General features: G+C 71.5%; 8 protein-coding genes and 1 riboswitch. Of the genes, 2 read left to right on the plus strand and 6 right to left on the minus strand.

Annotated features, from left to right (window positions below; all coding sequences use genetic code 11):
- Positions 1-32: 32 nt before the first annotated feature.
- Positions 33-1,904, minus strand: a complete 1,872-nt coding sequence (locus I3F58_RS04785) for a DUF2075 domain-containing protein (RefSeq protein WP_240106917.1) — start codon at positions 1,902-1,904, stop codon at positions 33-35.
- 815 nt (positions 1,905-2,719) lie between these two features.
- Positions 2,720-3,751, minus strand: a complete 1,032-nt coding sequence (locus I3F58_RS04790; protein ID WP_240106918.1) for a zinc-binding alcohol dehydrogenase family protein — start codon at positions 3,749-3,751, stop codon at positions 2,720-2,722.
- Between the two features lie 145 nt (positions 3,752-3,896).
- Here I3F58_RS04790 and I3F58_RS04795 point away from each other — a divergent pair, with 145 nt between their 5' ends.
- The gene (locus I3F58_RS04795; protein WP_240106919.1) at positions 3,897-4,253 is read left to right on the plus strand and encodes a helix-turn-helix domain-containing protein; all 357 of its coding nucleotides are present in this window, start codon (positions 3,897-3,899) and stop codon (positions 4,251-4,253) included.
- 460 nt (positions 4,254-4,713) lie between these two features.
- Here the strand turns inward: I3F58_RS04795 and metE are convergent, their stop codons facing one another.
- From metE to aceA, 4 genes are all read right to left on the minus strand, one after another.
- Complete coding sequence (gene metE, locus I3F58_RS04800; RefSeq protein WP_240106920.1) at positions 4,714-7,032, minus strand: 5-methyltetrahydropteroyltriglutamate--homocysteine S-methyltransferase; 2,319 nt, start codon at positions 7,030-7,032, stop codon at positions 4,714-4,716.
- A gap of 184 nt (positions 7,033-7,216) precedes the next feature.
- A riboswitch (cobalamin riboswitch) is annotated at positions 7,217-7,369 on the minus strand.
- A gap of 260 nt (positions 7,370-7,629) precedes the next feature.
- On the minus strand, positions 7,630-8,514 hold the full coding sequence (locus I3F58_RS04805) for a 3-hydroxybutyryl-CoA dehydrogenase (protein ID WP_240106921.1): 885 nt from the start codon (positions 8,512-8,514) through the stop codon (positions 7,630-7,632).
- Positions 8,511-9,056, minus strand: a complete 546-nt coding sequence (locus I3F58_RS04810) for a hypothetical protein (RefSeq protein ID WP_240106922.1) — start codon at positions 9,054-9,056, stop codon at positions 8,511-8,513. The genes I3F58_RS04805 and I3F58_RS04810 overlap by 4 nt, the downstream gene beginning before the upstream one ends.
- A 121-nt stretch (positions 9,057-9,177) precedes the next feature.
- Complete coding sequence (gene aceA / locus I3F58_RS04815) at positions 9,178-10,467, minus strand: isocitrate lyase (RefSeq protein ID WP_240106923.1); 1,290 nt, start codon at positions 10,465-10,467, stop codon at positions 9,178-9,180.
- A 303-nt stretch (positions 10,468-10,770) separates the two neighbouring features.
- Between aceA and I3F58_RS04820 the strand changes: the two genes are divergently transcribed.
- Positions 10,771-12,186, plus strand: a complete 1,416-nt coding sequence (locus tag I3F58_RS04820) for a short-chain fatty acyl-CoA regulator family protein (protein WP_240106924.1) — start codon at positions 10,771-10,773, stop codon at positions 12,184-12,186.
- Positions 12,187-12,191: the final 5 nt, after the last annotated feature.

The following is a 12,191-nucleotide window of genomic DNA, read 5'->3' on the forward strand; positions in this document are numbered from 1 at the left end:
CTGCCTAGGCATGACTCGGGTGCATACGACGCTCACAGCATCGGGGGGATCAGCGAGCGGAGCTTTTCACGGGTTTCCGGGTCCGTCGAGTAGATGATCGTGCCGATCATGCCCCGCGTCAGCAACACTTTGTACGTGTTGCGGACGAGACGGTCGACGTCCTCGTCCGCGGTGGCTTTGGTGAAGGAAGGGTCCTTCGAGGCGCTTCGGTCCACTACCCATCGGTCCGTGCGCCAGACGAGGTCCGGACCCATGATCACGCCGGACCAGTCGTACTCGAAGCCCTGTGCGGTGTAGACGCATCCGACCTGTCCGAACCCTGCTGGGTCGGTGGCCCAGAGGGGTGCCGGCGGAGCTCCGAGCAGGGCGCGGTCGCCATAGAGGTTCCATGGCCTGGCCCAGTCGCCGATGACCACGTCGGTGGGAAGGGTGTGCATGCTGGAAGTGATCTTTGTTGTCCACTTCCAGCAGTAGCCCGCGGACATGCGCGCACCGTAGTCCTGGGCTCGTTGGGCAGCCAGGAAGTCCTCGAGATCCCGGGGGGTGTCCGCGGTCAGGAGCTGTACCTTGTCGTCCGGCTCCCACACGGTGGGCGCGTTTCCTTCGAGCCCGAGCAGGTCGATCACCCAGCGCAGGTAGGCGTCGCTACCGCCGCACCGGAACTGGCTGTCGAGATTCACCACCGTGCAGTCCAGCCCCTGTTCGGTCGCGGCTGCTTGGATCTGTTCCACGGTTCCCATCTCGCCCGGACGCACCACTTGGTGCTGGTCCAGCAGGAACACCGGAACTCGCGCGGCGTCCATCAGCTCCGCCACCTGCGGTCGGCCGGTCCGCAGAGTCGCCTTTGTGTAGCGGTTGGCGGAGGTCCTGCGCAGCCGGTGCGCCTCGTCGCAGACCAGCACGTCGAGGTCGTTCGGCTCAGCCTCCATGAAGCTGTTGAAGTAGCGGAAGAGTCGTTGGACCTCCGGCTTGCGGGCACCGGCGACCTTGCGCATCGTCTTGGTGAAGGACTGTGATCCGGTGGCATGCAGGGCCGGTACCCCGCGCCTGTAGAGGTCGCCCAACAGGGAGAGTGCGATCACGCTCTTGCCGGAGCCCGGCCCGCCGGCCACGACGACGACCTGCTTATGGTTGGACCGCCGGGCCTGTCGGACTGCCGACATGACCGTTTCGTAGGCGAGGCGCTGTTCGTCCAGCAACACGAACTGTTCCCGGTTGCGCACCTCTTCGGCAGCAACGGTCATCAACTGCCTCGACGGCCTTACCTTGCCCTGCAACAAGGCGTCGGCTGCCTCGGCACCCGGCTTCGCCGCCAGCCTGGAGCGGAGGTAGCCGAGGAAGGCACCGCGCTGGTCGCCGGTGAACATCCGGCCCCGATCGTCCTCGGTGACGGCACGGAGCCCTGCCACCCCGAAGCCGGTCGCGTTGTGCAGGTAGGCGACCCCCGCGACCGAGTCGGGGATCCGTTCCAACGCTCCGTTGAACGAGATGAGGTAGTCGCAGTAGCCGCGCACCTGCTCGATCGGGTTGAGGACCGGATCCGGGTAGGCGTCGATGCGGCACAGCAGCGGATCGTCTTCCTCCGGGTAGGCCTCGCTCCACTGCTTCAGCTCGATCACCACGTACGAGGGCTCCCCGGTACTCGGATGAACACCTGCAAGTATCACGTCCGCCCGCTTGCTGGTCAGCGGCAGCGCGTACTCCAACATCATCTCGACCTCACCGAGCCCGGCTTCGAGGAGCGCGTTGGTGAGCGCCGGGATGCTCCGCTCCCAGGAGCGCACCTCCGACGGCTGAGGCCGATGGCGGTGTTTGTGCAGGAAGTTCTCGGTCAGGAGCTCGGCCAGCTGCCCTTCAAGGTGGGTGCGATTGGCCAACGACGCCGCAGACTCACGGAACAGCAAGGAAGTGCCCCCAGGCAGCACGAAGTAGCTCGTGCGGGTGGGGGCATGTCCTTCGGTTCCACGGAAGTGGAGCGGAAGCCCGTCGGGCCGCTGAGATGGTCTTCGCCATCCTAGAACAGGCTATGGATCAGGAGCCTGAGCTGGTCGACAACCCCGCATGTGGGGGGTGGTGACGCTCCTCTGACGTACACAGCTCCCTTACGCTGACGAAACGGAGATTCTGACCTGTGAGTCTGCCCCGTTGCTTGCTTCTCAATGTGTTCTCAGGGACGCACCACGTGGAGTGCGTCGCCATCCTGGAGCCCCTGGCAAAGGGGCACTGACGTGCCGTTTCCCCTTGCCCGAAGCGGGTGTCCACCGCGCTGACGGCGGAGTCACCGCCCCCGGAACGATCCGTGGCTGGTGGGGCCGGCCCGGGGTTCGTCGTACCCGCGCCGGACGTGCACCCGGCGGAGAACGGAGAACCGGCCGGCCGATTCGGCTGTGACGGACTGCAGTCCCGGCGTTCGGGGGCTTCTCCGTGACGTCGTCTGATGCGCCGAGCGTCGCCGTGCCGGCGGGCCGGATTGCCTGCGTGCGGGTGTTCCAACCCGGCGCCGTGGCGGCGACGGGACCGTAGTTGCTGGTGAGAACGTCGATCGTCTGCACGGCCTTCGTTCGTGTTCCGTCCGCCGTCAGCGGATTGCCGGTGAGGCTTGTGACGGCCCGTCGACGACGGACGTCCCCTGCGGCCCGTCGCCTTGGGCGGAACGAGGCACGGCAGGTGGAAGGTTCGTGGCGTCCCGCACCGGGGCCGCCGGGGCGAGGCGGGCAGGTCAGAAGCCGGTCATGGTGATCTTCCCGATGGCCCGGCCGGACTCCAGGACGCCGTGCGCCTCGCGCAGGTGCCCGGCGCTGATCCTCCCGAGGTCGGCGGTGGCGGTGGTGGTGAGGATCCCGGCGTCCACCAGGCGGGAGATCTGGTCGAGGATGCGGCCCTGCTCCGCTTGGTCGGCGGTCCGGTGCAGCGAGCGGGTGAACATGAACTCCCAGTGGAAGGAGATGCTCTTGGACTTCAGCAGACCGATCTCCACCGGACCGAAGTCGTCGATGGCCACGATCCGTCCGAAGGGCCTGACGATGTCGGCGTACGCGGCCAGGTTCCGGTCGGTCCCGGCGGTGCCGAAGACGAAGTCCACGCCGTCCGGGGCCACGGCACGCACCTGCGGGGTGAGGGGCTCACGGTGGTCGACGATGTGGTCGGCGCCCATCCGCCGGGCGAACTCGGCGGTCTCGGGGCGTGAGGCCGTGCCGATCACCGTGAGACCGGTGAGGGCGCGGGCCAGCTGGGACACCATGGCGCCGACACCGCCCGCGGCGGCCGTGACCAGCAGCGTGCCCGACTGCTTGAGGGCGCCGGTGTGCAGCCCGAGGTGTTCGAAGAGGCCTTCCCACGCCGTGAGCGAGGCCAGCGGCAGAGCCGCCGCCTCGGCGAACGAGAGCGAGGCGGGCTTGTGGCCGACGATGCGCTCGTCCACGGCGTGGAACTGCGCGTTGGCCCCCGGCCGGTCGAGGGCTCCGGCGTAGAAGACCTCGTCGCCCACCCGGAAGGACTCGGCCTCCGGGCCGACGGCGACGACGGTGCCCGCCGCGTCCCAGCCCAGGACCTTGGGCTCACCGCCCGGGTCGCTGCTCTGGCGGATCTTGTAGTCGACCGGGTTGACGGCGACGGCCTCGACACGCACCAGCAGGTCGCGCGGTCCGGGCTGCGGTACCGGCAGGACCGTGTCCTGGAGGCTCTCCGTGTCGTCCACCGGCAGGCTCTTCCGGTAGGCGACGGCGGGCATGGTCTGCGGGATCCGGCTCATGGCTGTTCCTCCTGGTCGGGTGGGATCACGACGGGCTTCCGCTGCGGCCGCAACGTAACTCTGAGGAGGTAGTAACCTGCAAGGGATGCTACTTCCCTAGGGGAAGTGACCTGGTGGGACCGGCGATGCGGAGAAGGAGAAGCTCATGGTGAGGCGCTGCGAGACGGAGCGACACGATCACCACGACGTGTACGCGGCCCAGTGCCCCTGCCGTGACGTGCTCGACCTGCTGGCCAACAAGTGGTCGGCGCTGGCCATCGGAGCCATGGAGGAGCGTCCGCAGCGCTTCGGAGCCCTGCAGAGGAGACTGGAGGGCGTCAGCCCCAAGGTGCTGACCGCCACTCTGCGCCGTCTGGAGGACCGGGGTTTCGTCGAGCGGACCGTCTATCCCGCGGTGCCCCTGCACGTCGAGTACGAGCTGACCCCGCTCGGCCGCAGTGTGGCGGAGCCACTGGCTCAGCTGCGGACCTGGGTGGAGGACCACCTGGACGAGATCGGCTGACGGCACCCGGCACTCCGGGCGAACCCGGATCGCCGCCCACCGGGCCGGTGCGGCCGCCCGGCATCGCCGTGCGGGCCCACCCTCGGCTTCGAGCCGCGCGACGGCGGCGACACGGCCGCCCGAGCCCTGCTCGAAGCCGTCGACAGCCGCTCCACCCTGCGCCTGTGCCTCCTCGGCCGGCACCTCACCCGGGCCCTCGACATCATCCTTGGAGCCACCCGCTCCCACGCCCTGGGCGCACACCTCGGGGGCCATCCCGTGCTCCGTGGGCGGTCCCCGGTGGAACGCCCGCCCGCCGGGGCCGCCCCTGACGAGCCGTGGTGACGAGGGCGACCTCTCGTCCGCGGGGGTGACCGGCATCCGCCGCCCGCACCCACGGACACGTGACAGGGACGGGGCCCGGACGTGGGGAAGCCCGGGCCCCGTCGGCCGGGTGCCGCCGGTCGGACGGCACGGCCTGTCAGGAGGCGTCGATCTCCGCGCGTACCGTACGTGCCGCCGCGACGAGGTTCTCCAGGGAAGCGCGGGTCTCCGGCCACCCGCGGGTCTTCAGGCCGCAGTCCGGATTGACCCAGAGCCGTCCGGCCGGGATCGCCTCCAGACCGGTACGCAGCAGGCCGGCGGTCTCCGCCAGGTCCGGGACCCGGGGCGAGTGGATGTCCCAGAGCCCGGGGCCGGCCGCGCGCGGGTAGCCGTGGGCGGCGAGTTCGCGGGCGACCTGCATGTGGGAGCGGGCGGCCTCCAGGCTGATGACGTCGGCGTCGAGATCGTCGATGGCCTGGACGATGTCGCCGAACTCGGCGTAGCACATGTGGGTGTGGACCTGGGTGTCCGGCCGCACGCCGCTCGTGGCCAGACGGAACGCCTCGGTCGCCCAGGCCAGATAGGCGGCGTGGCCGGCGACGCGCAGCGGCAGCGTCTCACGCAGCGCGGGCTCGTCGACCTGGATGACCGCCGTGCCGGCGGCCTCCAGATCGCGCACCTCGTCCCGCAGGGCGAGGGCGACCTGCCGTGCGGTGTCGGCGAGCGGCTGGTCGTCGCGGACGAAGGACCAGGCGAGCATGGTGACCGGGCCGGTGAGCATGCCCTTGACCGGCTTGCCGGTCAGCGACTGCGCGTACGAGGTCCAGCGCACGGTCATCGGCTCGGGCCGGGAGATGTCGCCGGCGAGGATCGGCGGCCGGACATAGCGGGTGCCGTACGACTGGACCCAGCCGTGCCGGGTGGCGAGGAAGCCGTCCAGCCGCTCGGCGAAGTACTGGACCATGTCGTTGCGTTCGGGCTCCCCGTGGACGAGGACGTCGAGCCCCGCCTTCTCCTGGAAGGCGATCACCTGCTGGATCTCCGTCCTGATCCGGTTCTCGTAGCCGTCGGCGTCGATCCTCCCGGCGCGCAGGTCGGCACGGGCGGTGCGCAGTGCGGCTGTCTGCGGGAAGGAGCCGATGGTGGTCGTCGGCAGGAGCGGCAGGCCGAGGAGGGCGCGCTGGGCGGCGGCCCGTTCGGCGTACGGCTGGGAGCGGCGGGTGTCCGTGTCGGTGACGGCGGCGGTCCGGGAGCGGACGGCGGGGTCGCGGGCGATGGGGGAGCCGGTGCGGGAGGCCAGGGCGGCCCGGTTGGCGGCGAGCCGCCCGGCGATGGCGTCGGTGCCCTGGGACAGGCCCGTGGCCAGGGTGACGGTCTCGGCCGTCTTCTGCCGGGCGAAGGCGAGCCAGCGCAGGATCTGCGGGTCGACGTCCTTCTCGGCCGTCGCGTCGAGCGGGACGTGGAGGAGGGAGCAGGATGGGGAGACGTCCACCCGGTCGGCGAGACCGAGCAGGGTGCCGAGCGTCGACAGGGACCTCTCCAGGTCGTTGACCCAGATGTTCCGTCCGTCGACGACACCGGCCACGAGCCGCTTGCCGGGCAGGCCGCCGGCGGCGGCGAGCCCCTCCAGGTTCGCGGCGGCGGGGCCGGTGAAGTCGAGCGCGAGCCCGTCGACCGGGGCTTTGGCGAGAACGGGCAGGGCCTCGCCCAGGCGGTCGAAGTAGGAGGCGACGAGCAGCCTGGGCCGGTCGGTGAGGCCGCCGAGCACCCGGTAGGCGCGCACGACCGCGGCGAGTTCCGCCGGGGTGCGGTCCTGGACGAGCGCGGGCTCGTCCAGTTGGACCCACTCCGCGCCCGCCGCCCGCAGGTCGGCGAGGACTTCGGCGTACACGGGCAGCAGCCGGTCGAGGAGGGTGAGCGGGTCGAAGCCGGCCGGGGCGTCCGGCGCGGGTTTGGCGAGCAGCAGGTAGGTGACGGGTCCGACGAGGACGGGGCGGGCCGCGAGCCCGAGCGCGAGGGCTTCCCCGAGTTCCGCGACCTGCTTGCACGAGTCGGCCGCGAAGTCGGTGTCCGGGCCGAGTTCCGGCACCAGGTAGTGGTAGTTGGTGTCGAACCACTTGGTCATCTCCAGCGGTGCCGCGTCCTGCGTGCCGCGGGCCATGGCGAAGTACCCGTCGAGGGCGTCCTCCTCGACGGCGGCGCGGTGGCGCTCGGGAATCGCGCCGACCATGACGGTGGTGTCGAGGACGTGGTCGTAGTACGAGAAGTCGCCGCTCGGGACCTCGTGGATGCCTGTGCCGGAGAGGTCATGCCAGTGGGTTCGGCGCAGTTCGGCGGCGGTGGCCCGGAGGGCGTCGGCGGTGACGCGGCCCTTCCAGTACCCTTCGACCGCCTTCTTGAGTTCCCGGTTCTGCCCCTGTCGGGGGTAGCCGTACAGGGTGGCCCGTGCTGCCGAGGCCGCGGACGTGGTGGTCACGGAGATCTCCTTCGCGAGATGAGTCCCTGAGATCCCGGGGAGGGGACGAGAGCGCGAAGGGGTGACGGACCGGACGGCACGCACGCGCGGCAGAGGCACGGTCGTCCGCCTGGTATGTCGCCGACCCGCCCTCGAGGTCACCGGGATGTCCGCGCGCGGAGGCGTCCGCGTGCGGGCGGCGGGCAGGTCTTCGGACTCGCGGGCGCGTCTCGTTGGTACGAGACTCCTACTGGCCGTCGCTTCCCAGGTCCGGTGCGTCGGACCCAGTGCGTATGACGGCGGTCGTTCCCGCTCACCGCTGCGGGGCAGTCCCGGATTCCCACCGGGTTCCCTCTTACGACGCATCCCGCCTGGCGGACGGGGCGAACCAGCTGCACGCGCCACCTTACGGAAGTCGTCCCGGGCGTGGTGGCCGCTGTCCACGATCCGGATCGTGAGCTGAGACACCCCGGTGACGGGGTGTGGGCGAGGCGCGGGCGAGGCGCGGACGGGGCAGGCCGAAGGGGCGGGGGCGCCACATCGCCTCCCGCCCCCTCACGTGGAGCGCCGGGCCCTCACCCGGTGACCCACACTCCCGCCCAGGGTCGTCGTCCTGGGCTACCGGGGCTCCTCTCCCCGGTCGTACACATGGAACCCGCGGCCGGTCTTGCGGCCGAGCAGTCCCGCCTCAACCATCCGCAGAAGCAGCGGAGGAGGGGCATGGAGAGGTTCCTTGAACTCCTCGTACAGCGACTCGGCGATCGAGGCGACCGTGTCGAGTCCGATCAGGTCGGCCAGCCGCAGCGGGCCCATCGGGTGGGCGCATCCCAGTTCCATGCCGCGGTCGACGTCCGCCGCGGACGCGAAGCCGGACTCGGTCATGCGGATCGCGGAGAGCAGGTACGGGATCAGGAGTGCGTTCACCACGAATCCGGCGCGGTCGGTGGACCGGATGACGGTCTTGCCGAGGGTCCGGGTGGCGAAGTCGTGGACGGCGGTCGCGGTCGCCGTCGAGGTGTGCAGTGTCGTGACCACCTCGACCAGGGGCAGGACGGGGACGGGGTTGAAGAAGTGAAGGCCGACGACCCGGTCCGCGCGGCCGGTGGCCATGCCCAGGCGCATGACGGGGAGCGACGAGGTGTTGGTGGCGAGGATCGCCCGCGGATCGTCGACGGCCTTGTCGAGGACGGTGAACACCTCGGCCTTGGCCGCGGCGTCCTCGACGACGGCCTCGACGACGAGTTGCCGGTCGGCGAGATCGGCGGGTTCCGAGGTGACGGTGACCCGTTCGAGGGCCGTCTCGGCGGCGGGCCGGCCGAGCTTGCCGCGTTGGACAGCCCGCTCCAGGGAGACCCGGATCCGCCGGTGCGCCGCCTCGGCCGCCTGCCGGGTCGCCTCGCAGACGATCGTGTCGAGCCCCGCCCGGGCACAGACCTCGGCGATGCCGGCCCCCATCTGACCGCCGCCGACGATGCCCACGCGCCGGATGCCGGCGCCGCTCATGACCGGACCTCCGCCGTCCGGACGAGGTGGCGCTCGTAGGCGGAGGGGGTGAGGAGCGAGGGCGGTTCGGTGACGGGCCCGGTCTGCTTCCCGCCCTTCGGTGCGGTGAAGCCGATGCGCCGCTCGACCGCGTCCAGCAGGGAGGGCTGCCCGCCTGACACATCGCCCCGGGTGGGGGCGGCGGCGTCCTCGAAGTCGGCCGTCCGCCCCCGGGCACCGGATCCGAGGGTGCCGACAGCCGTGCGCCGCCCGGGCGGGCCGGTGCCCTCCCCACGCCGGCCGGTGAGTCCGGGCGCGGGCGGCGCCTGCCGGGAGGCGTCGGCGCGGACGGCGGCGGTCGCGTCCGGGAGGCCGAGAGGGGCGCCGGTGGCCGGGCGGGCCGCCCCGCGCCGAGGCTCCTCCGGGAGCCGGTCCCCGCGCTCGGCGGAAGAGCCGGCGAGCCGGGCGGCGAAGCCCGGGGCCGCGGAGGCCGGGGTCTCGTCGTGCCGCTCGCCCGGGACGGCGAGGACTCGGACGGGGAAGGGCGGGGCGCTGCGGGGCATCGGGTTCCTCCGGGTACGGCGGGGCGGGGCGGCGACGGTGAAGGAGAAGGAGAAGGAGAAGGAGTACGGGGCGGGCGGGACGTGGATCCGCCCGCCCCGCACGGCCGTGGGGCCCGGGGGCCTAGTGGAACTGCTCCTCTTCGGTCGAGCCGGTGAGCGCCGTGGTGGAGGAGGCGGGATTGACGGCGGTGGAGACCAGGTCGAAGTAACCGGTGCCGACCTCACGCTGGTGCCTGACGGCGGTGAACCCCTGCGCACGGGCGGCGAACTCGCGTTCCTGGAGGTCGACGTAGGCGGTCATGCCGTGTTCGGCGTAGCCGCGGGCGAGGTCGAACATGCCGTGGTTGAGGGAGTGGAAGCCGGCGAGGGTGATGAACTGGAACTTGTAGCCCATGGCGCCGAGTTCGCGCTGGAACTTGGCGATCTGGTCGTCGTCCAGGGCGGCCTTCCAGTTGAAGGAGGGCGAGCAGTTGTACGCGAGCATCCGGTCCGGGTACCGGGCATGGAGCGCCTCGGCGAACTCGCGGGCCTGGGCCAGGTCCGGAGTGCCGGTCTCGACCCAGATGAGGTCGGCGTACGGGGCGTAGGCCAGGCCGCGGGCGATGACCGGGGCCATGCCGTTGCGCACCCGGTAGAACCCCTCGGCGGTGCGCTCGCCGGTCACGAACTCGGCGTCGCGCTCGTCGACGTCGCTGGTCAGCAGGGTGGCGGCCAGGGCGTCCGTGCGGGCGACGACCAGCGTCGGGACGTCGGCGATGTCGGCGGCGAGCCGGGCCGCGTTGAGGGTGCGGATGTGCTGGGAGGTGGGGACGAGGACCTTGCCGCCGAGGTGGCCGCACTTCTTCTCGGAGGCCAGCTGGTCCTCGTAGTGGATGCCGGCCGCGCCGGCCGCGATCATCGCCTTGGTCAGCTCGAAGGCGTTGAGCGGTCCGCCGAAGCCGGCCTCGGCGTCGGCGACGACCGGTGCCAGCCAGTCCGTCGGGTCCGTGCCGCCCTCGGAGGCGGCGATCTGGTCGGCGCGCAGCAGCGCGTTGTTGATGCGACGGACCACCTGTGGAACGGAGTTGACCGGGTAGAGGCTCTGATCGGGGTAGGTGTGCCCGGCCTGGTTGGCGTCGGCGGCCACCTGCCAGCCGGACAGGTAGATCGCCTGGAGCCCGGCCCGCACCTGCTGCACCGCCTGCCCGCCGGTCAGCGCACCCAGCGCGTGGACGTAGTCCAGCTCGTGCAGCTGCCGCCACAGCCGCTCCGATCCGCGCCGCGCCAGGGTGTGTTCCTCGCGGACGCTGCCGGAGAGCCGGATCACGTCCTCGGCGGAGTAGGTGCGCTCGATCCCCCTCCATCGCGGGTCCGTCGCCCAGCGCCGGGCCAGCTCCTCGGCCGCCTGTGTCGTCGCCACTGCCTGCGCCATGATGATCTCTCCTGGGATATGTCGAAGCTTGCGAAGATTCGCGGGAGGTGGTGGACGGCCCGCCGACCGCGGGGCGAGGTGTTCGGGGCCGACGGCGTCAGGGCGTGAACCGGCTCCCGGTTTCTGCTTGTCAGCGCCGTCTCTGACGGGCCGTGTGATGACTTTCGCAGTGGCGCTCCGCGCCCGGCAAGCATGGCCTCGTGCCAAGTTCTGCGAATCTTCTCCGACGGTTCTGCGAAGTCTGCGAAGCCGTGGACCGCACTAAGGTGTCGATGACGAGCAGCCGAGACCCAGGGGGTGGCCGTGAGCAGGATCTACGCGGGCGCGAGACTGCGCAGACTCCGGGAGGAGCGCGGGCTGAACCAGGCCGACCTGGCCAGGGTCCTCAGGATCTCGCCCAGCTACCTGAACCAGATGGAGCACGACACCCGGCCACTGACCGTGCCGGTGCTGCTTCGGCTCACGGAGTCGTTCGGCCTCGACCCGGAGTTCTTCTCCGAACGGGACTCGAGCAGGCTCCTCGCCGACCTGCGCGAGACCCTGGCCGACGAACTCGACCGGGCCGCACTCTCCGCCGCCGATCTCAAGGAACTGGCCGGCCGCCTGCCCCACGTGGCGGCCCTCCTGCTCGACCTCGGCCGGAGGAACCGCAGCATGACCGAGCGCCTCGCCGAACTCACCGGCTCGCGTGACGGCCTGGCCGTCCCCGGCACGGCGCGCACTCCGCACGAGGAGGTCCGCGACTTCTTCCACCGGCGCCGCAACTACCTTCACGACGCCGACCGCGCCGCCGAGGACCTCGCACACGAGATCGGCATCCGCCCCGGTGAGGTGCGGCGGGCCCTCGCCGACCGCCTCGACGAGCGCCACGGCGTGCGCGTCGCGACCGACGCCGACGACATGCTCCACCGCTACGACCCAGGCGCCCGGATCCTGCACCTGTCGCCGCGGCTGCGTCCCGGCCAGCAGGCGTTCCGCATGGCCACCCAGCTCGCCCTGCTCGAACACGACGACCTGATCCGCGCGTACGCCTCCGAGGACTACGAGGAGGCCACGACGACCTGGTCACTGGCCCGCATCGGCGTCGCCCACCACTTCGCCGCCGCCCTGGTCCTCCCGTACCGCGTCTTCCACGCGGCGGCCGAGGAGAGCCGGTACGACATCGAGCGGCTCGCCGACCGCTTCGGCCTCGGCTACGAGACCGTCTGCCACCGCCTCAGCACCCTCCAGCGTCCCCGCCTGCGCGGCGTCCCGTTCTCCTTCGTGCGGGTCGACCGCGCGGGCAACATGTCCAAGCGGCAGTCCGCCACCGGCTTCCACTTCTCCCGGGCCGGCGGCACCTGCCCGCTGTGGAACGTGTACGAGGCGTTCGCCGCACCCGGCCGCGTCCACGTCCAGGTGGCCGCCATGCCCGACGGGCAGCGCTATCTGTGGACCGCTCGGACGGTCACCCGCCGCGGCCGCGGCTGGGGCGCCCCCGGCAAGACCTTCGCCATCGGTCTCGGCTGCGAGATCCGGCACGCCTCACGCGTCGTCTACTCCGAGGGACTCGACCTGGACAACCGGGCCGCCGCCACCCCGATCGGCATGGGCTGCCGTGCCTGCGAACGCCTCGACTGCGCCCAGCGTGCGCTGCCGCCCGCGGGTCGCCCGCTCTCGGTGGACGAGAACACGGGCGGCTTCGTGCCGTACGCGGTGCGGGCCACCCGGCCGGGATGACGGCC

Origin of the sequence: Streptomyces sp. MUM 203J (genome assembly GCF_022414595.1) — a bacterium.
Taxonomy (GTDB): Bacteria; Actinomycetota; Actinomycetes; order Streptomycetales; family Streptomycetaceae; genus Streptomyces.

What these genes read in the sequence shown, in the direction of transcription:
- I3F58_RS04790 (WP_240106918.1), bottom strand. Translation starts at nt 3,751, where the DNA reads ATGAGCCGGATCCCGCAGACCATGCCCGCCGTCGCCTACCGGAAGAGC.
- I3F58_RS04795 (WP_240106919.1), top strand. Translation starts at nt 3,897, where the DNA reads ATGGTGAGGCGCTGCGAGACGGAGCGACACGATCACCACGACGTGTAC.
- I3F58_RS04805 (WP_240106921.1), bottom strand. Translation starts at nt 8,514, where the DNA reads ATGAGCGGCGCCGGCATCCGGCGCGTGGGCATCGTCGGCGGCGGTCAG.
- I3F58_RS04810 (WP_240106922.1), bottom strand. Translation starts at nt 9,056, where the DNA reads ATGCCCCGCAGCGCCCCGCCCTTCCCCGTCCGAGTCCTCGCCGTCCCG.
- aceA (WP_240106923.1), bottom strand. Translation starts at nt 10,467, where the DNA reads ATGGCGCAGGCAGTGGCGACGACACAGGCGGCCGAGGAGCTGGCCCGG.